Source organism: Nonomuraea sp. NPDC059194 (assembly GCF_042754765.1).
Taxonomy (GTDB): Bacteria; Actinomycetota; Actinomycetes; order Streptosporangiales; family Streptosporangiaceae; genus Nonomuraea.
In genome coordinates, this window is the sequence record NZ_JBHZBH010000008.1 from 170,033 (window position 1) to 193,127 (window position 23,095).

General features: G+C 71.0%; 19 protein-coding genes and 1 riboswitch. Of the genes, 8 read left to right on the top strand and 11 right to left on the bottom strand.

The window, feature by feature from the left end:
- The first annotated feature begins 18 nt into the window (after positions 1-18).
- Positions 19-999, top strand: coding sequence for an L-histidine N(alpha)-methyltransferase (egtD, locus tag ACFXJ8_RS13805; protein WP_379644213.1), 981 nt, complete (start codon positions 19-21; stop codon positions 997-999).
- A gap of 78 nt (positions 1,000-1,077) precedes the next feature.
- On the opposite strand, the gene ACFXJ8_RS13810 is transcribed toward egtD, so the two are convergent.
- Positions 1,078-1,785: a CHAP domain-containing protein gene (locus ACFXJ8_RS13810; protein ID WP_379644214.1), complete on the bottom strand. Its 708-nt coding sequence runs from the start codon at positions 1,783-1,785 to the stop codon at positions 1,078-1,080.
- Positions 1,786-1,800: 15 nt separating this feature from the next.
- A riboswitch (cyclic di-AMP (ydaO/yuaA leader) is annotated at positions 1,801-1,935 on the bottom strand.
- A gap of 131 nt (positions 1,936-2,066) precedes the next feature.
- Between ACFXJ8_RS13810 and ACFXJ8_RS13815 the strand changes: the two genes are divergently transcribed.
- Positions 2,067-2,507, top strand: coding sequence for a tetratricopeptide repeat protein (locus ACFXJ8_RS13815; protein ID WP_379644215.1), 441 nt, complete (start codon positions 2,067-2,069; stop codon positions 2,505-2,507).
- On the opposite strand, the gene ACFXJ8_RS13820 is transcribed toward ACFXJ8_RS13815, so the two are convergent.
- Both ACFXJ8_RS13820 and ACFXJ8_RS13825 read right to left on the bottom strand, forming a co-directional pair.
- On the bottom strand, positions 2,488-3,447 hold the full coding sequence (locus ACFXJ8_RS13820; protein ID WP_379644216.1) for a Gfo/Idh/MocA family protein: 960 nt from the start codon (positions 3,445-3,447) through the stop codon (positions 2,488-2,490). The two genes, ACFXJ8_RS13815 and ACFXJ8_RS13820, sit on opposite strands and share 20 nt — an antisense overlap.
- Positions 3,448-3,477: 30 nt before the next feature.
- Positions 3,478-4,302 (bottom strand): aldo/keto reductase, encoded by an 825-nt coding sequence (locus tag ACFXJ8_RS13825; RefSeq protein WP_379644272.1) that lies wholly within the window; start codon positions 4,300-4,302, stop codon positions 3,478-3,480.
- Positions 4,303-4,371: 69 nt separating this feature from the next.
- On the opposite strand from ACFXJ8_RS13825, the gene ACFXJ8_RS13830 reads away from it, so the two are divergent.
- Positions 4,372-5,340 carry a hypothetical protein gene (locus ACFXJ8_RS13830; RefSeq protein WP_379644217.1) on the top strand — a complete coding sequence of 323 codons (969 nt, stop codon included), beginning with the start codon at positions 4,372-4,374 and terminating at the stop codon, positions 5,338-5,340.
- A gap of 11 nt (positions 5,341-5,351) precedes the next feature.
- Positions 5,352-6,506, top strand: coding sequence for a DUF6716 putative glycosyltransferase (locus tag ACFXJ8_RS13835; protein ID WP_379644218.1), 1,155 nt, complete (start codon positions 5,352-5,354; stop codon positions 6,504-6,506).
- A gap of 25 nt (positions 6,507-6,531) precedes the next feature.
- Here ACFXJ8_RS13835 and ACFXJ8_RS13840 read toward each other — a convergent pair whose 3' ends face one another.
- From ACFXJ8_RS13840 to ACFXJ8_RS13860, 5 genes are all read right to left on the bottom strand, one after another.
- Positions 6,532-7,800: an alpha-2,8-polysialyltransferase family protein gene (locus ACFXJ8_RS13840; RefSeq protein ID WP_379644219.1), complete on the bottom strand. Its 1,269-nt coding sequence runs from the start codon at positions 7,798-7,800 to the stop codon at positions 6,532-6,534.
- Positions 7,797-8,759, bottom strand: a complete 963-nt coding sequence (locus ACFXJ8_RS13845) for a glycosyltransferase family 2 protein (protein WP_379644220.1) — start codon at positions 8,757-8,759, stop codon at positions 7,797-7,799. The genes ACFXJ8_RS13840 and ACFXJ8_RS13845 overlap by 4 nt, the downstream gene beginning before the upstream one ends.
- A gap of 6 nt (positions 8,760-8,765) precedes the next feature.
- Positions 8,766-10,829, bottom strand: coding sequence for an N-acetylneuraminate synthase family protein (locus ACFXJ8_RS13850; protein ID WP_379644221.1), 2,064 nt, complete (start codon positions 10,827-10,829; stop codon positions 8,766-8,768).
- Between the two features lie 82 nt (positions 10,830-10,911).
- On the bottom strand, positions 10,912-11,577 hold the full coding sequence (locus ACFXJ8_RS13855) for a response regulator (protein WP_379644222.1): 666 nt from the start codon (positions 11,575-11,577) through the stop codon (positions 10,912-10,914).
- Complete coding sequence (locus ACFXJ8_RS13860; RefSeq protein WP_379644223.1) at positions 11,574-13,298, bottom strand: ATP-binding protein; 1,725 nt, start codon at positions 13,296-13,298, stop codon at positions 11,574-11,576. The genes ACFXJ8_RS13855 and ACFXJ8_RS13860 overlap by 4 nt, the downstream gene beginning before the upstream one ends.
- Positions 13,299-13,404: 106 nt before the next feature.
- On the opposite strand from ACFXJ8_RS13860, the gene ACFXJ8_RS13865 reads away from it, so the two are divergent.
- The gene (locus tag ACFXJ8_RS13865; RefSeq protein WP_379644224.1) at positions 13,405-14,736 is read left to right on the top strand and encodes a cation:dicarboxylate symporter family transporter; all 1,332 of its coding nucleotides are present in this window, start codon (positions 13,405-13,407) and stop codon (positions 14,734-14,736) included.
- Between the two features lie 29 nt (positions 14,737-14,765).
- Here the strand turns inward: ACFXJ8_RS13865 and ACFXJ8_RS13870 are convergent, their stop codons facing one another.
- The 3 genes from ACFXJ8_RS13870 to ACFXJ8_RS13880 form a co-directional block, all read right to left on the bottom strand.
- Positions 14,766-16,052 (bottom strand): sensor histidine kinase, encoded by a 1,287-nt coding sequence (locus ACFXJ8_RS13870; protein WP_379644225.1) that lies wholly within the window; start codon positions 16,050-16,052, stop codon positions 14,766-14,768.
- 343 nt (positions 16,053-16,395) lie between these two features.
- On the bottom strand, positions 16,396-17,532 hold the full coding sequence (locus ACFXJ8_RS13875) for an FAD-dependent oxidoreductase (RefSeq protein WP_379644226.1): 1,137 nt from the start codon (positions 17,530-17,532) through the stop codon (positions 16,396-16,398).
- Positions 17,533-17,620: 88 nt separating this feature from the next.
- Entirely contained in the window at positions 17,621-19,126 is a 1,506-nt protein-coding gene (locus tag ACFXJ8_RS13880) for a glycoside hydrolase family 13 protein (RefSeq protein ID WP_379644227.1), read from the bottom strand.
- A 277-nt stretch (positions 19,127-19,403) separates the two neighbouring features.
- Between ACFXJ8_RS13880 and ACFXJ8_RS13885 the strand changes: the two genes are divergently transcribed.
- The 3 genes from ACFXJ8_RS13885 to ACFXJ8_RS13895 are packed head-to-tail and all read left to right on the top strand — an operon-like array spanning position 19,404 to position 23,092.
- Positions 19,404-20,684 (top strand): extracellular solute-binding protein, encoded by a 1,281-nt coding sequence (locus ACFXJ8_RS13885; protein ID WP_379644228.1) that lies wholly within the window; start codon positions 19,404-19,406, stop codon positions 20,682-20,684.
- A 3-nt stretch (positions 20,685-20,687) separates the two neighbouring features.
- Entirely contained in the window at positions 20,688-22,256 is a 1,569-nt protein-coding gene (locus ACFXJ8_RS13890; RefSeq protein ID WP_379644229.1) for an ABC transporter permease subunit, read from the top strand.
- A complete protein-coding gene (locus ACFXJ8_RS13895) occupies positions 22,253-23,092 on the top strand; it encodes a sugar ABC transporter permease (RefSeq protein ID WP_379644230.1) in 840 nt (279 codons plus the stop codon). Before ACFXJ8_RS13890 ends, ACFXJ8_RS13895 begins: the two co-directional genes overlap by 4 nt.
- Positions 23,093-23,095 lie beyond the last annotated feature (3 nt).

Consider the following 23,095-nt stretch of genomic DNA (forward strand, 5'->3'; position numbering starts at 1 on the left):
CTCACCCCAGGAGGCCCTGTGTTCGTCAGCCACCCGACCGTGCATGTGATCAACCATCTCGACCGCGACTACCTGCGCCAGGCGCTCGAACACGACGTCAGGACCGGGCTGACGGCCTCGCCCAAGTGGCTGCCGCCCAAGTGGTTCTACGACGCCGAGGGCAGCGCGTTGTTCTCCCGCATCACCCGGCTGCCCGAGTACTACCCGACGCGGCGCGAACTGGCCATCCTGCGGGCCCGCGCCGCGGAAGTGGCGGCGACCTGCGGTGCGGACACGCTGGTCGAGCTGGGCTCGGGCACCAGCGAGAAGACCGTGCTGCTGCTGGACGCGCTCGCGGCGGCGGGCACGCTGCGCGCCTACACGCCGGTGGACGTGGACGCGGTCACCCTCGCGGCTGCGGCGCGGCGGCTGGCCGGCCGGTTCCCCGGGCTGGCCGTGCGGGCGGTGTGCGCCGACTTCGAGCGCCACCTGGCGTTGCTGCCGCGTGCCGGGCGGCGGATGGTGGCCTTCCTCGGCGGCACCATCGGCAACCTCGAACCGGCCGCCAGGGAGGTGTTCATGAAGGAACTGCGGGCCACGCTCCGGCCTGGGGACACCTTCCTGCTCGGGGCCGACCTGGTGAAGGACACCGGGCGGCTGGTGGCGGCATACGACGACGCGGCGGGGGTGACGGCCGCCTTCAACAGGAACGTGCTGCGGGTGATCAACCGGGAGCTGGACGCCGACTTCGAGCCGGAGGCGTTCACGCACGTGGCGCTGTACGACGCGCGCCACGACTGGATCGAGATGCGGCTGCGGGCGAGCAGGGACATGCGGGTGCGGATCGGGGGACTCGGGCTGTCGGTGGACTTCGTCCGGGGGGAGGAGATGCGTACCGAGATCAGCGCCAAGTTCCGGCCGGAGGGACTGCGGGACGAGCTCGCCGCCGCCGGGTTCGAGGTGCGCCGCCGCTACACCGACCCCGCGGGAGACTTCACCCTGGTCCTGGCCGAGGCATAAGAACCAGGACCCGGAAACGACCGCGGCCGCGCGGGGCGCGCGGCCGCTGTCGTACGCCGGGGGAAGGCGAGCGAGTCGTCAGGCGCCGTAGCTGGGGTAGCCGTAGCCGACGACCTGCGACTTCGGACGGACGCGCTGCTCGACCACGCCGTTGCCGGTGTTGCCCTCGATCGTGCTGATCGTGCCGTCGCCGTTGTCCTTCTCGACGAAACCGACGTGCCGGATGTCGTCGAGGTCCTTGCCGCCCTTCCAGGAGAAGAAGACGACCGCGCCGGGCTTGGGCTCGCTGCCCCAGCGCTTGTTGGCCTTGAACCACCTGGCGTGGGTGACGGTGTAGGCGTCCCAGCCGACCTGGGTGCGGGCGCCGGTCTGCTCACCGACCCAGGAGACGAACATCGCGCACCAGGCGGCGTTGGCGTAGGCGCGGACGTTGCCGCCGTCCCTGGCGACGGTCTCCCTGGCGCGCTGGGAGTTGACGTACCAGTCCTGGAACTTGGTGCCGCCGCCGCGGGAGTTCTCCCTGACGCCGATCTGCTTCTTGGCCTCGGCGAGGACCACGGCGGCGCTCGGCATCGCCTTGGTCTGGGCCTTGCTGGCGGTGTCGACCCTGCTGGTGTCCTCCTTGGGAGGGCTGGCGAGGGCGGCTACCCGCGGGCCGTCGGCAAGGGGGAGCTTGTCGGCCTGGGCGGCGTGGGTGGGAAGAAGGGCGCCTGCGAAGACGAGTGCGCCCAGCGCGGCATTCGCGTAGGTGAGCTTCGGGGCACGGCTACGACGGTGCTTTGCCATGAAAAGGGGGACTCCTTGCTAGCTTCCTGCCGCTTACCGGGTTAGCTGACGGGTTCGGACGTGAAGCTGCCCTACGGCACGATGTGCCGATTCACCCCAGAGAGATTGGGTCCCCGGTTCCGCGTGGTGCGGATTCAGCGGTCACAGGCGATCCTGTGATGATTGCAATGTCTGGCAATGTCCGGATTGCCCGGTTTTTGCCTCGAGTGGAGCCTAAGGTAATACACGGGGCAAGTACCTTACAAATTGATAAAGGTACGGCGATCATCTACGGTCAGGTCATGTCGCCACAGGACCTGTTCAACAGGGGGCTGCGGGAAGACGGACACCGTCCGGACGAAGCCCGGCGATGGTATCTCCTGGCGATCGAAACCGGTCATCCCGTGGCCGCCCAGCGGGCGGCCTTCAACCTGGCGCTGATCGAGGACGAGCGCGGCCGCCTCGACGAGGCCCGCCACTGGTACGGCAGAGCCGCCACCCCCAGGGCGATGTTCAACCTGGGCGTCCTGGAAGACTGCTGCGGCGACACCCAGGCGGCGCGCCGCTGCTACACCCTGGCCATCGAGTCGGGCCACACCGAGGCGGGCCCGCGCGCCATGTTCAACCTGGGCCTGCTGGAGGACAGGGAAGGCCGCCCCGAGCAGGCCCGCGCGCACTTCCTCCAGGCCGTGCGATCCGGGCACGAGGAGGCCAGCGCCCGCGCTATCTCGCGCCTAGCCTGATCCTGGCCTCCTCCAGCATCCGCATCATCGCCAGGCTCTCCTCCAGCGGCATGATCGGGCTCTCCGTCCTGCCCTCGGCCAGCGCCGCGCGCACCTCGCGCACCTCCTCGGCATAGCCGTTCATGGCCGGGTCAAGGACGATCTCCTCCGGCTCCACGCCCGGCCCCGACAGCAGGATCCGCTGCGGCGCCCAGAACGGCGCGGCGATGTCGGCCCGCAGCCCCGTGCCCACCACGGTCGCGGTGTTGGCCAGCGGGCTGAGCAGGGAGGTGTCCAGCAGCGCCCGCGCCCCGCCCTCGTAGGTCAGCAGCGCCCCCACCTCGGCGTCCACGCCCGAGGGCCCCAGCGATCCGGTGAGATAGGTCTCGGCGGGCTCGCCGAGCAGCAGCTGCGCCAGCCCGAACGGGTAGATCCCCAGATCGAGCAGGACTCCGCCGCCCAGCGCCGGATCCCACAGCCGATGCCGCTCCTCGTACGGCATGACGAACCCGAACGAGGCCTGCACCGAGCGCAGCGCCCCGAAGCGCTCCTCGGTCAGCAACCCCCTGATCAGGGGGTTGAAGCGCATCCACATCGCTTCCATCAGGAAGACGCCTGCCTGCCTGGCCAGCTCGACCATCCGCTCGGCGTCGGCCAGGCTCGCGGTGAGAGGTTTCTCGCACAGCACGGCCTTGCCCGCCGCGATGGCCGCCTCGGCCACCTCCAGATGCTGGGCGTGCGGGGTGGCCACGTAGACCACGTCGACGTTCGGATCCTCGCACAGCCGCGCGTAGGAGCCGTAGGCCGCCTCCGCGCCGAGCGTGGCCGCGAGCTCGGCCGCCCTGCCCTGGTCGCGGGAGCCCACGGCGGCCACCCGCATGCCGGGCTCGGCGGCGATCACCGCGCCGACCGTCCTGGCGATCCCGCCCGTGGCGGCGATGCCCCAACCCAAGTCACGCATGACTCGATCTTCCCATCACCGCGGGGCTGATCAGCCCATCCAGTTGAAGGTGGCGGGGTCGGGGCCGAGGCGGGTGCCGTTGTTCAGCGCGCCGATCGCCGCCATGTCCTCGGTGTCGAGGGTGAAGCCGAACACGTCGATGTTCTCCTTGATCCGCGACGGGGTGGCGGACTTGGGGATCACCACGTTGCCGACCTGGATGTGCCAGCGCAGCACGATCTGGGCGGGCGACTTGCCGTGCTTGTGGCCCAGCGTGGCCAGCGCGGGCTCGTCGAGCAGGCCCCTGCCCTGGCCGAGCGGGCTCCAGGCCTCGGTCAGGATGCCGTTGGCCTCGTGGAAGGCGCGCAGCTTGGCCTGCGGGAAGTGGGGGTGCAGCTCGATCTGGTTGATCGACGGGACGATGTCGGTCTCGTTCATGAGCCGGGTGAGGGTCTCGATCGTGAAGTTCGAGACGCCGATCGCGCGGACCCTGCCGTCCTTGTAGAGCCGCTCCAGCGACCTCCACGCCTGGACGTACTTGTCCTGCGCGGGGACCGGCCAGTGGATGAGGTAGAGGTCGAGATGGTCGAGCCCCAGCTTCGACAGGCTCGCCTCGAAGGCCGCCTCGACCCTGTCGTGCTCGTCGTTCCACAGTTTCGTGGTGATGAACAGCTTCTCGCGCCGCACGCCAGAGCCGGCGATCGCGCGGCCCACACCCTCCTCGTTGTCGTAGATCCTGGCGGTGTCGATGCTGGTGTAGCCGGCCTCGATCGCCAGAGCCACGGCCCGCTGCGCCTCGTCGCCCGACATCTGCCAGACGCCGAAGCCGAGTTGCGGTATCTGAACGCCGCCTGTGTTGAGCAGCAGCGAGTTCATGTTCATGCCTCCATTGTTCACTTCACGTTGGCTGTCACTTCGAGTGGGCGTCCTACCGTGGCGCGTGTCGTGAACGAACAGGAATCCGTGGCCTGGGTGGAGTCGCCACTACAGATGCTCTGCGCCGTCGAGGCCCACCACGCCGGGCTGCTGGGAGAGCGGACGCTGGTGGTGCCGCGCGCCGGGCTGCGCCCGCTCGCGGCGACCGGACGCGAGCTCGCCCGGCTCGACCTGCCCGAAGGCCTCGAGCTCGCCGAGTCGAGCGAGCGCATGCCCCGCAGGCTCAACGCCGTCGGCGACGCCTTCTCCGGCCGGGTCCAGCTGCGCTGGGTCACGCTCCGCCCGGGCCGCGTCGTGATCGTCGATGACGGCCTGGCCACGATCAGGCTGCTGGAGCTGCTGGCGGCCCGCCCCGTCAAGCCCCTGCTGCGGGCCCGCGCCACCCCGAGCCTGTGGCGTCACACGCTCGGCCTGCTGGCCGCCCGCAGGCTGCGCGCCACCGCCCGCAGGGGCGCGCTGTCGGTCTTCACCGCCCTTCCGGTGGACGGCGTGCTGGCCGGGGCCGTCCGGCAGGCGGGTGTCGAGCTGGCCGGCCACGACTTCGGCTGGCTGCGCGAGCAGCCGCTGAGCACCCCTGGACCCGCCGAGCGGACCGTCGTGCTCGGCACCTCCCTGGTCAGGAACGGCCTGGTGCACCGCGAGCGCTACCTGCGCTGGCTGACGGAGCTGGCCGAGCGGGAGCCGCTGGCCTACTACCCGCACCGCCGCGAGGACCCCGTCGACCTGGCCGTGATCCGCGAACGGCCCGGCATCACCGTCCACGCCCCCGGCGTACCCGCCGAGCTGACGCTGCGCGGCCTGTCCGCCGAGCAGCGCGTGGTCAGCCTCCCCTCGACCGCGATCAGCTCGCTGCGGGTGCTGCTGTCCCCGCGCGGCGTGGCCGTCGAGCCCGTGCACGTGCCGGACGACTGGTGGACCAGCCGTGCGGCCCCCTCCCTCCGATCCCACCTGCAGATGTTCACAGGAGTAACCAGTTGAAGGTCCTGGCCGTGGCCGATTCCGACTCGTACCTGAAATGGGCGGCCAGCCTCCTGGACGACCTGCCTGCCGACTGCGTGACGCGGCTGGCGGTCGTGCGCACCCCGATCACCCCCTCGCCCGAGCAGATCGCCGCCGCGGTCGCGGGCACCAGGGCAGCGGACGTTCCCGTCCTGTCGGCCAGGGCGCTCAGGCGTACGGCCGAGCGGCTGCGCCCCGACGCGATCCTCGTGGCCTGCACGGGCCCGGTAGTGGACGTGCTGGTCGCCGAGGTCCTCGACGGCCTGCGGCCCAGACCCGTCTTCGTCACAGGACTGCCCGGCATCTCGGTGCCCGCGACCGAGAAGGCCTGGCTGTTCCGCAGCGGCTGCGACCTGTTCGTCGTGCACAGCGGCAGGGAGGTCGCCGAGTTCGGTGAGCTGGCCGAGCGGCTCGGCGGCGGCGGCGCGGTCGGCATGGCCAGGCTGCCGTTCCTGCGCGACATCCCCTCCGTCGACGGCGGCGACCGGGTGGTCTTCGCCACCCAGGCCAAGGTGCCCAGGCGGCGCGAGGACCGCGAGCTGATCCTGCGCTCGCTGGCCGCGCTCGCCACCGCCCGCCCCGACCTGGACGTCGTGGTCAAGCTGCGGGCACTGGAGGACGAGCGGCAGACGCACAACGAGCGCCACCACTACCAGCGGCTGTGGCGGGAGCTCGGCCTCGCGGCACCGGTCCGCTTCGCGGCCGGGCCGATGCACGAGCACCTGGCCCAGGCCGCGGGGTTCGTCACCGTCAGCTCCACCGCGGCGCTGGAGGCGATCGCCCAGCAGGTGCCGCTGCTGGTCCTGTCCGACTTCGGGGTGAGCGCCGAGATGATCAACCTGGTGTTCGAGGGGAGCGGCGTCCTCGGCACGCTGGAGGAGGTGGCGGCCGGCACCTTCCGCACTCCCTCGCCCGCGTGGTGCGCGGACAACTACTTCCACCCGGCCGGCCGTAGCGACTGGGTGGCGCTGCTGACCGCCCTGGTCATCGGGCCGCGCACGCCCGCGCGCTCCCTGCTCGACGGGCCCGAGCACGTGGCCGCCCGGCGCCGCGCCCGCCTGCGGGTGGAGGTGCCGCCCCAGGTGCTGCGGGTCGGCTACCGCGCCAAACGCAAGGTCCGCCGCTACATCAGGTCGTTCACCTGACGTAGCGGCGGCGACCGCGGGGCTCTCAGCCGACGGTGCGTGACAGGCGGCGGCGGATGCGGCTCAGCGTGCCGGGCCGCTCAGCTTGCGGCAGCAGCCCGACCGCCCCGAGCCGCTGCCGCTTGAAGTACCGGTCGGTCCCGTGCTCGGCGACGAACGCCTCCGCGACCGGCCGCAGCTCGGGGTAGGTCTCGCTCTGCATGCAGTACCCGACCGCCCCCACCAGGTCGGAGATCTCCACCGGCGGCGGCGGGTCCAGCGCCCCGTCGGCGCCCAGCCGGGGCAGCAGCGCGTCGACGACCGTGACCGGGATCCTGTTGCTGTTCTCGTACGGCGCGAGCCGCTCCAGCACCATGGCCGTCCCGTGCGTGGCCACCTCCAGCCCGAAGTAGCGCGAAGCCGTCACCAGTGCGGTCGAGAAGCAGCCCACGACCAGCGAGGGCCGCAGCGCCGCGAAACATACCTCGGCGGGCACACTCTGGCCCGCCACGACCAGCCGTACCCCAAGCTGCTCGGCGGCGGCCCGCAGCAGCTGCGTGTGACGGTGCCCGGCGGCCGGGTGCGGCTTGAACACCACGCTGCGGTGCCCGCGCGCGACCAGCCCGCGCAGCATGGCCTCGTGCAGCCCGTGCTCCTCCTCGGGGGTGACGATGTCGAGCGACGACAGGTACTGTCCGAGGATCATCGCCTCGCCCGCCAACATGTCGGGCGCGGTGGCCGCCACCTGGCCGACCACCGAGAGGAACGACTCCGGCGGCAGGGTGGCCGCCGGCACGCCGTACTCGGACAGCAGGAGCGGCCGCAGCCCGGGAACCAGGTCCAGGTGCAGCAGGCGGGTGACGCGCCGGAAGATCTCGGCGGGCAGCGGGTCGCGGGTCGGGCCGTAGCTCATGAGCCCGTCGGAGTAGACGGTGATGGGGCAGTCGCGCACCAGCCCCGCGATCGTGCGCGCGGGCGGGACCGCGATCGACTCCAGCACCAGTTCCTCGACCGTGTCGAGGCCCAGCGAGGTGCCGATCAGCCTGCTCATCATCGGCACCTCGATGACGCGCGCCTTCCAGTCGGAAGGGTGCAGCGGCGCGATGAGCTCGTTCCACGAACGCACCTCGTCGAAGCGGGAGCGGAGCGCCGCGAACCCCGGCGTCTGGTCCAGCGGCGTCGACACCTCGGGGACGGCCGTGTTCGTGGAGACGATCAGCAGCCTGCGCCCGCCCTCGCCGAAGTGGCCCGCGTCGATCGCCGCCGCCAGCGACATCGCCCCGAACAGCGTCGAGGCGTAGAAAACCCGCGTCACGGCTCCTCCCTCCGCACCCGCGCACCGGCGGGGATCTCAGGCAGCAGCGCGCGCAGCGTCTGCTCGCGCTCCACGGACATGCGCGGCACGGCCGCGGCGACCAGGTCGGGCGGCAGCGACCGCGCCATCGCCGCGCCCCGCGTCTCGAACCGGTGCCGCAGCTCGGGCGTGAACCGGCCGGCGAGCTCCAGATGGTGGGCCAGCAGCGCGCAGAAGTTACGCACCGCCTTCGGCAGGAACTCCGCCTCCAGGTCCTCGAAGACGAGCTCGAAGGCGTCGAAGAAGTGCAGCTGCCGCTCGTCGCCGATCTGGGTCAGCGACCCCGACACGCCTCTGCGGTAGAACAGCCCGGCCAGCGACACCACTCCGAACGAGGCGGCCTGCCGGTGCAGGCGCCAGATCCACGGCCGGTCCTCGGCCGTGTGCAGCGAGCCGGGAAAACGCAGCAGGTCACCCAGCGAGCGCCGGTAGATCCCGGCCCACGCGTAGGGGTAGTCGACCATCGTCCTGACGCCCTCGGGCAGGATGGCGTCGCGCGGGTCGAGCACCAGGCCCCGGCGCGCCTCCGGAGCCCGGTGCACCACCCGCTTACGTCCCTCGACCTGCACGTGGTCGACGCGGACGAAGTCGCAGCCGAGCCCGTCGATCGCGGCGACGAGCTCGGCCAGGTAGCCGGGCGCCAGCCAGTCGTCGCCGTCCATGAACGTGACATAGGCGCCCGAGGCCAGCTTCAGGCCCGTGTTGCGCGCGTCGGCCAGCCCGACGGGGGCCGGGTTACGCACCAGGGACAGCCCCGGCACCTGCGACTCGGCGACGATGGCCGCCGTGTCGTCGGCCGAGCCGTCGTCCACGACGATGAACTCGAAGTCACGCCGGGTGTTGCGGGCCAGCGAGGCGAGCGCGTCGGGGATGAAGCGCGCGCCGTCGCGGACCGGTACGACGACAGAGAGGGTGATCACGCCTCGTCACACCGTGACCCTGCGAAGCCTGGCCTTCGGCGCCTCCTCGCCGGGGAAGACGCGCTTGACGCCGTCGCCCATGGCCTGCTCGATGATCCGGATGTCGCGCACCAGGTGCTCCAGACCGGCGGGCTCCAGCGAGGCCGCGTGGTCGGAGCCCCACATGGTGCGGTCGAGCGTGATGTGCCGCTCGACGGTGACCGCGCCCAGCGTGACCGCCGCCAGCGAGATCTGCAGGCCGCGCTCGTGACCGGAGTAGCCGACGGGCACGCCGTACCTCTCCTTGAGCGTGGTGATCGCGCGCAGGTTGGCCTCCTGCGGAGGCAGCGGGTAGGTGGAGGTGGCGTGCATCATGATCAGCTTGTCGGTGCCGAGGATCTCGACCGCCTGGTCGATCTCGCTCAGCGTGGACATGCCGGTCGACAGGATCAGCGGCTTGCCGGTCGCGGCCAGGGCGCGCAGCAGCTCGTGGTCGGCGACGCTGGCCGAGGCGATCTTGTGGACGAGGACGTCCATCTCCTCCAGGAACTCCACCGACGGCACGTCCCACGGAGAGGCGAACCAGTGCAGGCCGCGCTCGTCGCAGTACTTGGCGATCTGCGTGTACTCCTCGCGGCCGAACTCGGTGCGCTCCTTGTACTCCAGGTAGGTCATCTCGCCCCACGGCGTCTGCCTGATCTGCGAGCGCTGCTCGACCGGCACGCAGATCTCGGGCGTGCGCTTCTGGAACTTCACCGCCTGGCAGCCCGCCTCGGCCGCCACGTCGATCAGCCTGCGGGCGATGTCGAGGTCGCCGTTGTGGTTGATGCCGATCTCGCCGATCACATAGACCGGCTCGCCGTCGCCGACCAGCGCGTCACCGATCGCGACGGGCTTGGGGCTGCCCAGCCTGAGCGCGGCTTTGGGAGCGGCGGGCTCGGGGACCTCGGGCCTGGCCGCCAGTACCCGCTCGCACAGCTCCCTGACGGCTCCGTCGCCGCCCCTCCTGGTCAGCACGACGCGCGCGGCGGCCCGTACGCTCGGGTGCGCGTCCGGCACCGTGATCGGCCAGCCGACCAGCGACATCGGGCCCAGGTCGTTGACGTCGTTGCCGACGTACGCCACGCGGGCGGGGTCGAGGCCCTCGATCGTCAGCCAGTCGCGCAGCACGGTCCGCTTCTCGGCCAGGCCCTGCAGGACGGGCACGCCCAGCTTGCGGGCGCGGGCGGCCACGACCGGGTTCTGCTCGGTCGACATCACCAGCAGCTTCACCCCGGAACGGCGCAGCAGCGAGATGCCCATGCCGTCGGAGCGGCTCACCAGCACCATCTCGCGGCCCTCGGAGTCGACGTAGGCGCGGTCGTCGGTGTGCACGCCGTCGAAGTCGGTGATGACGGCGTCGACGTCGATCGGCTCGGGCAGGTCGACCAGCGGCGCGAGCGCCCTGACGATCTCCAGGTCCTCGGGGTCGTCGATCTCGACCGCGTGGCGGACCGGCACCGGCTGGACGGTGACGTCGCCGAAGAAGCGGTGGCCGTGCTCGCGCAGGCCCGCCGTACGCATGACGTAGAAGGCGCCGGTCTCGCGGAACTCGGCGGGCCGGTCCTGGCGCATCTGCCGCGTCGCGCGGTCGTGGTTGATGCCCGCGCCCTCGGGCGTCCAGAGGAAGGCGTGGTTCGGCGCGCCGGACAGCACGGCGTCGGCCTCGCCGTCCAGCACCTTGCCGACCGCCGCCGACAGGTCGGCGGGGTCGATGAACGCGCTGGTGGCCTGCACGAGCACGACGATCTCGGGGTCGGCTATCTCGGGGTCGGCGCCGAGCGCGTCGAGCGCGTGCAGCACCGCCGACTCGCTGGAGGCGCCGGCGCCGCTCAGCTCGGCGGGACGCGTGACGACCGTGGCGCCCGCCTCGCGGGCCGCCTGCGCGATCGCCTCGTGGTCGGTGCTGACCACCACCTGGTCGACCAGCTCGGCGCGCAAAGCCGCCTTGACGGCGCGCGTCACCAGCGGGACGCCGCCCACCTGGGCGAGGTTCTTCAGGGGAATGCCCGCCGAACCTCCGCGGGCGGGAATGACGGCGAGGACTCGCAACGTGGCTCCTTGGAATGCTTGAGGTGCCAAGGAAGCTAGTCAGGCCATCCGACCGGGCCGGGGATCGGAGCTGAACTCCCTGTTAACGTTGCGTGCGGATCCGGTAGAGGAGCTCAGGTCTGCCCACCCCGCCGTACTGCGGGACCCTGTCGGCCGCCCCCGTCTCCACCAGATGCTCCAGGTACCGCCGGGCGGTCACCCGCGACACGCCGATCGCCGCGCCCACGGCCTGCGCGCTCTTGGCCGCCTTGCGCAGCTCGGCCGCCACCGCGTCGAGGGTGTCCTGCGTCATCCCCTTGGGCAGGCCCGAGGGCCCGCCGCGCAGGGTCGCCAGGGCCCTGTCGACGTCGCCCTGCCCCGTCGCCTCGCCCTCACCGGCCCTGAACTCCGCGTAACGCGTCAGTTTCTCCCGCAGGGTCGCGAACGTGAACGGCTTGAGCAGGTACTGCGCGACGCCGAGCGAGACGGCGTTGCGCACCACCGCCAGGTCGCGGGCCGAGGTCACCGCGATCACGTCGCACGACAGCCCCGCCGCCCTGACCGCCCTGCACACCTCCAGCCCGTGCATGTCGGGCAGGTAGAAGTCGAGCAGGATCAGGTCGACGGGCGTGGACCTCAGGAAACGCAGCGCCTCCCCGCCCGACCTGGCCACCCCGGCCACAGTGAAGCCCGGCACCCGCTCCACGTAGACGCGGTTGGCCTCGGCGGTGATCTCCTCGTCCTCGACGACGAGCACGGTGATCGTCATCGGGGCACCGTCACGGTGAAGGTGGAGCCCGCCACCTCGATGGTGCCGCCGAGCCGCCGCACCGCCTGCCCGACCAGGGCCAGACCCAGGCCGCGGCCGTCGCCCTTGGACGTCCAGCCCTTCGCGAACGCCGCGGTGTCGGCCAGTCCTGGGCCGTCGTCGGCCACCCTGATGACGAGGCTCTCCTCGTCGGCGTGCAGGTGCACCTCGACCCTCCCTGCCGCCTCGATCGCGTTGTCGATGAGGTTGCCCACGATCGTCACCACCTGACGGGGATCGAGGCCCAGATCGTCCAGCTCGCTGTCGGGAGTGATGACCAGCTCGGCGCCCCGCTCGGCGGCCTCGGCCGACTTGCCGAGCAGCAGAGCGGCGAGCACGGGCTCGCGCACCGCGCCGACCACCCTGTCGGTGAGCTCCTGGGCGGCCTTGAGCTCGGCGGTGCCGAAGGCGACTGCCTGCTCGGTCCGGCCCAGCTCGACCAGGGTGATGACGGTGTGCAGGCGGTTGGCGGACTCGTGGGCCGCCGCCCGCAGCGAGTCGGCGAAGCCGCGTTCGGCGTCGAGCTGGCCGGTGAGAGCCTGCAGCTCGGTGCGGTCGCGCAGGGTGACGACGGTGCCGAGCCTGCTGGGGGCGGCGTTGACGACGAGCACGCGGTCGCCGACGAGGTGCACCCTGTCCTCCATGAGATTCCCAGCCGTGGACTCCGGTTCCGTCGGGCGCGGGAGTGCGGGCGGGGACTTCGGTCCTGTCTCTTGGGAGGAAGGGGACTCCGGTTCCGCTTCTTGGAGAGCAGGGGAGCCGGGGCTCTCCGGTTTCCCGGGGTGGGGGAGTGCGGGCGGGGGCTTCGGTTCTGTCCCTTGGGAGTGAGGGGAGGAGCCGGGGGTGGTCGGCCGGGGTGTTGGAGCGGGGCGGGGATCGTCGGGGAGAGAGGCGACGAGATCGGCGATGCCGAGGTCGGCGACGTGGCGGCCCTCGGCGTCGGACGGCAGGCCGAGCAGCGTACGGGCGCCGTCGTTGCACAGCGTCAGCGTGCCGTCCCTGGCCACCAGCAGCAGCCCCTCCCGCACCGCGTGCAGGATCGCGTCGTGGTGCTCGTGGATGCGTCCCAGCTCCACCGGCCCGAGCCCGTGCGTCTGGCGGCGCAGCCTGGCGCCCACCAGCCACGTGCCGCCCGCGGCCACCCCGAGCCCGAGCGCGCCCACCAGGCCCGCCCACGAGAGCTGCTCGCGCAGCCTGGCGTCGATCCGCTCGACCGTGATCCCCGCGCTGACCAGCGCCCTGATGGCGCCGGCCGGGTCCTTCACCGGCGCGACCGCCCGCACGGACGGCCCGAGCGTGCCGGTGTAGGTCTCGGTGAACGTCTCGCCCCGCAGCGCGCGGTCGATGTGGCCGAGGAACAGCCCGCCGATCCGCCCGGGGTTGGGGTGGGTGTACCGGCGGCCACGCGTGTCCATGATCGTGATGAAGTCGACGCCCGTGCCGGCGCGCACCCGCTCGGCGTACGGCTGCAGCCGTACGGACGGATTGGCCTCGCCCAGCGCCGACAGCACGTCGGGCGAGTTGGCCACGCTGACGGCCACGGCCCGTGCGCTGCCCTCGGCCTCCGCGGTGAGCAGGTCGCGGGTCTCGACCAGCATCAGCGCCACGGCACCGGTCAGCGTCACCACCACGACCGCCAGCTGGAGGACCAGCATCTGCCTGGCCAGGCTCCAGTTCCGCACAGCCGCCTTCTCTCTCCAGTGAACGAAACTTACGCAATAGTGACCTGTGTCACTCCACGGGCGCATATTCGCACAACCAGCAGCCAAGCGTTCAAGGAGATACCTCATGCGTGACCGCACACGGTACCTGTACCTGGCGGTGATCCTTGCCGCGGTGGCCGGAGTCGTCGTCGGCTTCGTCGCACCGGAGGTCGGCAAGGAGCTCAAGCCCCTCGGCACGGCGTTCGTCGCGCTGATCAAGATGATGATCAGCCCCATCATCTTCTGCACGATCGTGCTCGGTGTCGGCTCGGTCAGCCAGGCGGCCAAGGTCGGCAAGGTGGGCGGCCTCGCGATCGGCTACTTCCTGCTCATGTCGACCGTCGCGCTCGGCATCGGCCTGGTCGTCGGCAACATCCTCGACCCCGGCGCCGGGCTGCAGCTGACCGACGTGGCCAAGCAGGCCGCCGAGGCGGAGGCGGCCAAGGGCGGCGAGGCCAGCACCGTCGACTTCCTGCTCGGCGTCATCCCGACCACGCTGGTGTCCGCCTTCACCGAGGGCCAGGTGCTCCAGACGCTGCTCGTCGCGCTGCTGGTCGGCTTCGCGCTGCAGGCCATGGGGGCCAAGGGGGCGCCGATCCTCAGGGGCGTCGAGCATGTCCAGCGCCTCGTCTTCCGAGTTCTGGCCATGATCATGTGGGCCGCGCCCGTGGGCGCCTTCGGCGCGATCGCCGCCGTCGTCGGCTCCACCGGCATCAAGGCCCTGCAGTCGCTCGCCGTCATCATGGTCGGCTTCTACGCCACCTGCCTGCTGTTCGTCGCCGTCGTGCTCGGCCCGCTGCTGTGGGCGGTGGCCAGGATCAACCTGTGGTCGCTGCTGCGCTACCTGGGCAGGGAGTTCCTGCTGATCCTGTCGACATCGTCGTCGGAGTCCGCGCTGCCCAGGCTCATCGCCAAGATGGAGCACCTCGGCGTCTCCCGCCCGGTGGTGGGCATCACGGTGCCCACCGGCTACTCCTTCAACCTGGACGGCACCGCGATCTACCTGACCATGGCCACGCTCTTCGTCGCCACGGCCACCGGCGCGCCGCTGACGATCGGCGAGCAGGTCTCGCTCCTGCTCTTCATGATCATCGCTTCCAAGGGGGCGGCGGGCGTGACGGGCGCGGGCCTGGCCACGCTCGCGGGCGGCCTGCAGTCCCACCGGCCCGACCTGGTGGACGGCGTCGGCCTCATCGTCGGCATCGACCGCTTCATGTCGGAGGCCAGGGCGTTGACCAACTTCGCCGGCAACGCCGTCGCGACGGTGCTGATCGGCACCTGGACGGGCGAGTTCGACAAGGAGCGCGCCGGCGAGGTCCTGGCCGGGCGGGCTCCCTTCGATGAGGCGACGCTGCTGGACGACGAGGTGGAGCAGAAGCAGCCGCCCGCGGCCGAACGCGAGATGACGGCCGTCTGACCCGTCCCCTCCGGCAGCGTGGGCGCGCTTCATGCCAGCGGCAGCCTCAGCACGAAGCGCGCCCCGCGGGGACTGTCGTCCACCCTGATGTCCCCGCGGTGCGCCACCGCCACGTCACGCACTATCGCCAGCCCGAGCCCGGTGCCGCCCGCGTCCCTGCTGCGGGCGGCATCCAGCCTGGTGAAGCGCTCGAAGACCCGCTCGCGCTCGGCGGGCGAGATCCCCGCCCCGTCATCCTGTACGGCCAGCACCGCGAAGTCGCCGTCGCTGTGGAGCGACACGGCCACCGAGCTCTCGGCGTGGCGCTGGGCGTTGTCCAGCAGATTGGTCAGCGCGCGGCGCAGCTGCATCAGCACGCCCTCGACCACGACACCCTCGGTCATCTGCAGCCGGACGGGGATCTTGTCCTGGCGGCCGGACAGCTCCTCGCGTACCAGCTTCGTCAGGTCGATCCGCTCCTTGGCCACGTCCACCCGCGAGCCGATCCTGGCCAGGAGCAGCAGGTCCGTCATGATCGCCTCGAGCCGGTCGGTGTCGTGCAGGGCGCTGTCCACCAGCGCCTCCAGGTCGGTGTCCTCGGGGTAGAGCTGGGCGCTCTCCAACTGGGCCCGCAGCCCCGCGATGGGGGTGCGCAGCTCGTGCGAGGCGTCGGAGGCGAACTGCCGCTGCTGCTCGGCCGAGCGTTCGAGCCGGTCGAGGGTGCTGTTGATCGACCTGGCCAGCTGCGCCACCTCGTTCTTCCCCTCCGGTACGGTCACCCGCCTGCTGAGGTCGGTGGCGTTGACCGCGTCCAGTTCGGTGAGCATCGTCGCCACGGGCCGCATCGTGCGGCCGGTCACCAGCCACGTCACCCAGCCCACGAGCGCGACGACCAGGGCCACCTGGGCGGCGACGGCGATCTCCAGCGCGCGGGTGGCCAGCACGCCGGGCGTGGGCCGCGCCGCGTAGACCACCATCGAGTCGGGAGCGGTCGACAGCCTGATCGCGGTCAGGTAGACGCAGCCCGCCGCGCCGCAGTCGGACAGGTCGACGACGCGCCGGTCAGGTCGCGGCATGACGTTCGCGAGCGGCGGCAGGCGGTCGGCGGCGCTGCTCGACGCCACCACCCTGCCGCCCCTGGTGACGACCTGTAGCAGGTTCACCTGGTCGACCGTGACGGGGATCCGGCCGGTGACCAGATGCCCTTCGCGCAGCGCCGCGGTGACCGCGGAGCCGGCGTCGGCGGTGTCCTTCCACAGGCCCTTGCTCACGAGGGACCGCGTCACCAGGACACCCGTCACTCCTGCGGGAATCAGCACGAATGCCGCGACGGCCACAGCGATCAGTGTGACCCGTCCGCGGAGGGAGCTGGCCCACATGCGTGACACGCCCACGAGGGTAACCAGCGGCTACTTCCCCAAAAGCCGCAAAGAGGAAAAGATTAGGTCATCCTTCCGCCGGTCCCGTGGATGTCCGGGAGTGGTCCGGCGGGTGTCCGGGAGCGGTCCCGCGGGCGTCCGGCAGTGATTCTGTGGGTGTCCGGCAGCGGTCTTGTAGGTGTCGGGGAGCGGTCCGGCGGGTGTCTGGAAGCCGTCCTGTGGGTGGCAGGAAGTGTTCCGGTAGGTGTCCGGCAGCCGTCCCACTGTGCTCGGAAGGCGTTCGGGAAGACTGTAAGGGGGATCAGGCCTCGATGGTGTGGGCCTTGAGCGCGTAGGAGTCCGGCGCCGTGCCCTCGCCGGTGACCAGGTCCGTGAGGTAGCGCGCGACGAGTGGGACGAACTTGAATCCCTGCCCGCAGAAGCCGGTCGCGACACTGATCGGCCCCCGCCGGTCGATGACGAACGTGTCGTGCGCGGTGTTGTCGTACAGGCAGCTGATCGGCGTCGAGGCCGCGACGTCCAGCCCGGGGAACCAGTCCCTGACGTAGGCAAGCAGCGCCTGGTCGGCCCGCGACTCGGGGGTGAAGTCGCGCCGGTCGGGGTCGACGACCGGGCCGGTGCCGTGGAGCCCGACCTTGACGCCCGACCCCTGCTCGAACAGCCCGTACGCTCCTGCCGCCGACAGCGCGTCTGGCCCCTGCCGCCAGTGCACGAAGCTCGGCCATGGTCCGGCGCCTTCGCGGGGCGCGAAGAACCTGGGCTGCTCCTGGGTCGCCACGATGGCCGGCAGGTCGAGGTGCCCGCCGAGCAGTCGGGAAGCCCACGGCCCCGCCGTGACCACGACCTGGCGGGCGCGCACGGCCCCGTCCGGCGTGTCCAGCTCCACCAGGCCGTCGGCGACGCCGCCGCCGTACCTGAGGACGCGCAGCGACGTCACCGGGCAGGTGGGGCGGAACTCGGCGCCGCGCTCGCGAGCCAGCCGCTGGATCGCCGCGACGGCACGGTCGGCGAGCAGCCGCCCCGACCCCGGCTGGTACAGCACGCGGGTCTCGAAGCGCATGCCCGGCCACCGCTCGGTGGCCTGCGCCGGGTCGAGCACCTCGTGGGCGACGCCGTGGCGGGAGAACAGGGCGCGGAACCGCTCGACGGTCCGCTCGTCGACACCGTGGTCGAGGCCGCCGGTGGGTTCGAGCAGCCGCCGGCCGGACTCAGCCTCGAGCTCGGCCCACAGCAACCCGGCCTGCCGCGCCCTGAGCAGGTAGTCCTCGTCGTCGACGGCGAGCCTGAACAGCCTCGTTCCTCCGTGGGAGCCGCCCCGGTGGTGGCCGAGCTCGTACTTCTCCAGCACCACCACCTGGCGGCCCGCGGCGGCCAGGGCACGGCTCGCCGCCGAGCCCATGGCGCCCGCCCCGACCACGACGACGTCATGCGTCTCCACCGCCCGCGGCCCTCCTTCACCCCAGCCCCTTGCCTCGCGATCCTGCCACTGAGAGGGCGGGGTCGGAGGCGAGGGGGCGGGGCGGGCCTCAGCCGAGCGGGCTGTCCTCCGTGGCCACCCACACCGCCGTGTCCGTGGGGAGCGAGCCGTCGGCGGTCAGCGGGCCGCTCGACAGCAGGACGCGCCCGGTGACGGGAACGGGGTCCTCGCCGAAGTTCACCAGCACCAGCAGGCCGGGCTCGCGCCGGAAGGCCAGCACGTCCTTCGGCGAGTCGAGCCAGGCCAGCTCCCCGCCGCCGAGCGCGGGGTGCTCCTTGCGCAGCCGCAGCGCGGCCCGGTAGAAGGCGAGCGTCGAGTCAGGGTCGCCCTCCTGCGCCTCATGGCTCAGCGGCCCCCAGGTGGAGGGGATCGGCAGCCACGGCCGCTGCCAGCCGTACCCGTCGGAGGCGGTCCACGGCAGCGGCACCCTGCAGCCGTCGCGGCTCTCGCCGGTGCGCAGGAAGGCCGGGTCCTGCCTGAGCTCGTCGGGCAGGTCGAGCACCTCGGGCAGGCCGAGCTCCTCGCCGTTGTAGAGGTAGGCCGAGCCCGGCAGCGACAGCATGAGCAGGGTGGCGGCGCGGGCGCGGGTCAGGCTGCCGTGCCTGGTCACGTGGCGCGGCTTGTCGTGGTTGGACAGCACCCATGTCGTCGGCGCGCCTACCAGCTCGGCCTCGGCCAGCGCCTTGTCGATGACGTCGCGGAAGGACTTGGCCCCGTAGGCGGCCATCATGAACTCGAAGTTGAAGGCCTGGTGCAGCTCGTCGGGTCCGATGTAGCGGGCCAGCCTGGCGGGGGAGGACACCCACGCCTCGGCGACCGCCATCCGCCCTCCCGGGTAGGAGTCGAGGATGGGCCGCCACTCGCGGTAGATCTCGTGCACGCCGTCCTGGTCGAAGTACGGCACGCTCTCGTCGCCCAGCATCTCGGCCTGGCGCCCCTCCTTGGGGCCGACCGACGGCAGCCCCGCCGCCTTGACCATGCCGTGCGCCACGTCGATCCTGAACCCGTCGACGCCCCGGTCGAGCCAGAAGCGCAGCACCTGGCGGAACTCCTCACGGACGGCCGGGTGCTCCCAGTTGAGGTCGGGCTGGGTCGGGTCGAACAGGTGCAGGTACCACGGGCCGTCCTCGACCTGGGTCCAGGCGGACCCACCGAAGATCGACTCCCAGTCGTTCGGCTCGTCGCGGAAGATGTAGCGGTCGCGCAGCCCCTCCTTGAACCACGGGTGCTCGGAGGAGGTGTGGTTGGGCACGATGTCCACGATCACCCTGATGCCCAGCGCGTGGGCGTCGGCGATCATGACGTCGAAGTCGGCGAGCGTGCCGAAGCGCGGGTCGACGTCGCGGTAGTCGGCCACGTCGTAGCCGCCGTCGTTGAGTGGCGAGGTGTAGAAGGGGCTCAGCCAGATGGCGTCCACGCCGAGCTGCGACAGGTATCCCAGGCGTTCGCGCAGCCCGATCAGATCGCCGGTGCCGTCGCCGTTGCCGTCGGCGAAGCTGCGGGGGTACACCTGGTACACGACGGCGTCGCGCCACCAGTCGTCGTTGCCGAGCATGAAGCCGTCCTTCCCTGATGTCCACGATGTCGGGAGAAGGATCCCCCGTGAAGACGGTCAAGCGCAAGTTTCGGAAAGTTGCAAAAGTGTGGATCGTCTCGCGCGTCCCCCATATGCCGCTTCAGCACAGGTAGCGGTGAGGTAACTCTCCTCCGCAAGTTCTTCCAATTCTTGCAAAGACTCGCTAACGTCCCCGAAACATAAGCCGCAAAGGCGGCTGTTTCAGGATCTTTCAGCGGCGATCCCCACATGCGCCGCTTGACCTCAGGAGGGTCCCATGCGCATCCGAGCACTGGGTGTTGCCGCGCTGACGACCGTGGCGTTCGGCGCCACGGCGTGCGGCGGCTCAGAGCCCGCGCCGTCAGCGGCGCCGAGCTCGGCGACCTCGGCCACGGCCTCGGCCCCCGCCGACAAGGGCAGCGGCAAGCTCGTGATCTGGGCCGACCCCAACCGCACCAAGGCGCTCAAGCCCTTCGCCGACCAGTTCGGCACCGAGAACGGTGTCACGGTCGAGGTGAAGGAGATCAGCAAGGACAACCAGCAGACCTTCCTCACCGCCTCCCAGCAGGGCAGCGGTCCCGACATCACGGTCGGCGCCCACGACTGGATCGGCAACCTGGTGCAGAACGGCGCCATCGACCCGGTCAACCTGACCGAGGAGCAGAAGGCGAGCTTCTCGCCGATCGCGCTCAAGGCCGTCACCTTCAACGGCCAGATCTACGGCGCGCCGTACGCGATGGAGAACGTCGCGCTGATCCGCAACACCGAGCTCGCCCCCGACGCCCCCGCCACCTTCGACGACGTGATCGCCAAGGGCAAGGAGCTGAAGAAGGCCGGCAAGGTCAAGGAGGTGCTCTGCCTGCCCGTCACCGCCAAGGGCGACGCCTACCACGTCTACCCGCTCTTCTCCTCCGCGGGCGGCGCCATCTTCGGCACCACCTCGGCCGGCGACCCCGACCCCAAGCAGGTGCTGGTCGGCTCCAAGGAGTCGCAGGCCGCCTTCGAGAAGCTCGCCAAGCTCGGCGAGAAGGGCGACGCGGCGCTGAAGACCTCCCTCACCAACGAGAACAGCATCCCGACCTTCGCCGGCGGCAAGTGCGCCTTCCTCGTCTCGGGCCCGTGGGCGATGGCCGACGTCAAGAAGAGCGGCGTCGCCTACGACATCACCGCCGTGCCCGCCTTCAAGGACGGCAAGCCCGCCACCCCGTTCGTGGGGGTCCAGGCCTTCTTCGTCGCCGCCAAGGGCGCCAGCAAGACCCTGGCCCAGGAGTTCGTCACCAACTACGTGACCAACGCCGACGTCGCCAAGGCCCTCTACGACGCCGACCCGCGTCCCCCGGCCCTGACCGCCGCGCTCGACGCGGTCAAGGCGGCCGACCCCGACGCCGGCAAGTTCATCGAGGCGGGCGCCGGCGGCATCCCCATGCCCGCCATCCCCGAGATGTCGGCCATCTGGGAGCCGTTCGGCATCGCCGAGGCCGCCGTCGTCAAGGGCAGCGACCCGGTCAAGGCCGCCGAGTCGGCGCAGAAGACCATCGACGGCTCGCTGAAGAACTAGCCGATGTCCCTGGACGTGCGTGAGGCCGCGGAGGTCAGGTCCACTCCGCGGCCCCGTCGCGAGCTGACCACCGCGTTCGTGGTGAGCAGGATCGCCGTGCTGGCCGTGGCCGCCGCGATCCTGCTCTACGCCGTGCCGCCGCTGGTCGCGGCCGAGTCGTGGGTCTCGCTGACCCTGCTCGGCCTGGCCAGCGCGGTCATCGGCTACCTGTACCTGACCCGGCGCTTCGTGCCGGCCAAGTATCTCGTCCCCGGCACGGTCTTCCTGATCGCCTTCCAGGTGTTCCCCGTGCTCTACACCGTGAGCACCTCGTTCACCAACTTCGGCGACGGCCATCGCGGCGACAAGGCCGCCGCGATCACCGCCATCGAGACCGGTTCGGTACGGCAGGCGCCCGGCTCGCCCGAGTACGGCCTCAGCGCCGCGCTCAGGGGCGACGCCCTCGTCTTCCTCCTGGTCGACCCCAAGTCCAAGCAGGTGCAGGAGGGCAGCGCCGACGGCCTGGCCCCCGTCCAGGGCGCCAAGCTAGGTGTGACCGGCAAGGTCCTGGAGGCGCCCGGCTACACCGTGCTCAAGGCACCGGAGGCCGCCGCCCGCGCCAAGCAGATCGCCGAGCTGGCCGTGCCCACCTCGGGCGGCCTGATCAAGGCCAACGGCCTGAGCCGCGCGGTCGAGGGCAGGGCGGCGCTGGCCTACGACGCCGCCTGCGACTGCGTGAAGGGCGAGGGCGACCTCTGGAAGGCCGACGAGTCGCAGGGCTACTTCGTCAACGCCAAGGGCGAGCACCTGGCGCAGGGCTGGCAGGTCAACGTCGGGCTGGCCAACTTCGCCCGCGTCGTCACCGACCCGTCGCTGTCGGCCCACTTCCTCGGCATGTTCACCTGGAACGTGGCCTTCGCGCTGCTGTCGGTGCTGGGCACGTTCGCGCTCGGCATGTCCGTGGCCCTGGCGCTGCACCACCCGAAGATGCGCGGCACGAAGATCTATCGGATCGCGCTGATCCTGCCCTACGCGATGCCCGCGTTCGCGATGCTGCTGGTCTGGCGCGACATGTTCAACCGCGACTTCGGCCTGATCAACAACCTGTTCGGGCTGGACGTCGACTGGATGGGCGGGATGGTCTCGGCCAAGGTCGCGGTGATCCTGGTCAACCTGTGGCTGGGCTTCCCGTACATGTTCCTGGTCACCACCGGCGCGCTGCAGGCGATCCCGCGCGAGCTGACCGAGGCGGCCTCCATCGACGGGGCGCCGCCGTCCTACGCCTTCCGCAAGGTGACGCTGCCGCTGCTGCTGGTGGCGCTCAGCCCGCTGCTGATCTCCTCGTTCGCCTTCAACTTCAACAACTACAACGCGATCGCGCTGACCACCGACGGCGGGCCCTTCCCCGCCGAGAGCCCCACGGTGGGCGGCACCGACCTGCTGATCAGCTACACGGTCAGGCTCGCGTTCGGCACCGGTTCGGCGCAGTTCGGCCTGGCGGCGACCATGTCGGTGTTCATCTTCGCGATCGTGGCCACCATCTCGGCGATCACGTTCAGGCGGACCCGCAAGCAGGAGGACGTGTACGCATGAAGCTCGCTCTCAGGCACGCCTACGTGCTGCTGGTGTGCGCGTTCGCGCTGTTCCCCATCCTGTTCGTGGTCTCGGCGGCGATCAACCCGCTGGGCACGCTCGCCTCCTCCGACCTGCTGCCCAACGGTGCGAGCCTCGACAACTTCGTCAAGCTGTTCGGCTCGGACATCTATCCGTTCGGCCGCTGGTTCCTCAACTCGGTGTTCATCGCCCTGGCGGCCTCCTCGGCGAGCCTGCTGCTGTCGATGTTCGCCGCCTACGCCTTCAGCCGCATGCGCTTTTCCGGTCGCAGGATCGGCCTGCTGGCACTGCTGCTGATCCAGATGTTCCCGCAGTTCCTGGCCATCGTGACGATCTTCATGATCTTCACCAGGGTCACCGAGCTGTATCCGGCGTTCGGCTTCAACACCACCTGGGGCATCCTGCTGCTCTACCTGGGCGGCGCGCTGGGCGTGAACACGTGGCTGATGAAGGGCTTCCTCGACACCATCCCGAAGGAGCTCGACGAGTCGGCCACCGTCGACGGGGCCACGCACGCGCAGATCTTCTGGAAGATCATCCTGCCGCTGGTCACGCCCATCCTCGCCGTCACCGCGCTGCTGGCCTTCATCGGCACGATGAGCGAGTTCCTCATGGCCAACATCTTCCTGCGCGACCCCGAGAGCAAGACGCTGGCCGTGGGCATGTACGGGATGATCGGCGGCGACGGGCGCAACGCCAACTTCGGCATGTTCGCCGCGGCCACGCTGCTGACGGCCGTGCCGACCGTCGGCGTGTTCCTCTGGCTGCAGAAGTTCATCGTTTCCGGGCTGACCGCGGGCGCGGTCAAGGGGTAAGGA

Coding starts and splice junctions, on each gene's coding strand:
- ACFXJ8_RS13865 (WP_379644224.1), top strand. CDS start 13,405: ATGCGTGACCGCACACGGTACCTGTACCTGGCGGTGATCCTTGCCGCG.
- ACFXJ8_RS13885 (WP_379644228.1), top strand. CDS start 19,404: ATGCGCATCCGAGCACTGGGTGTTGCCGCGCTGACGACCGTGGCGTTC.
- ACFXJ8_RS13895 (WP_379644230.1), top strand. CDS start 22,253: ATGAAGCTCGCTCTCAGGCACGCCTACGTGCTGCTGGTGTGCGCGTTC.
- ACFXJ8_RS13820 (WP_379644216.1), bottom strand. CDS start 3,447: ATGCGTGACTTGGGTTGGGGCATCGCCGCCACGGGCGGGATCGCCAGG.
- ACFXJ8_RS13825 (WP_379644272.1), bottom strand. CDS start 4,302: ATGAACTCGCTGCTGCTCAACACAGGCGGCGTTCAGATACCGCAACTC.
- ACFXJ8_RS13855 (WP_379644222.1), bottom strand. CDS start 11,577: ATGACGATCACCGTGCTCGTCGTCGAGGACGAGGAGATCACCGCCGAG.
- ACFXJ8_RS13890 (WP_379644229.1), top strand. CDS start 20,688: ATGTCCCTGGACGTGCGTGAGGCCGCGGAGGTCAGGTCCACTCCGCGG.
- ACFXJ8_RS13810 (WP_379644214.1), bottom strand. CDS start 1,785: ATGGCAAAGCACCGTCGTAGCCGTGCCCCGAAGCTCACCTACGCGAAT.
- ACFXJ8_RS13880 (WP_379644227.1), bottom strand. CDS start 19,126: ATGCTCGGCAACGACGACTGGTGGCGCGACGCCGTCGTGTACCAGGTG.
- ACFXJ8_RS13815 (WP_379644215.1), top strand. CDS start 2,067: ATGTCGCCACAGGACCTGTTCAACAGGGGGCTGCGGGAAGACGGACAC.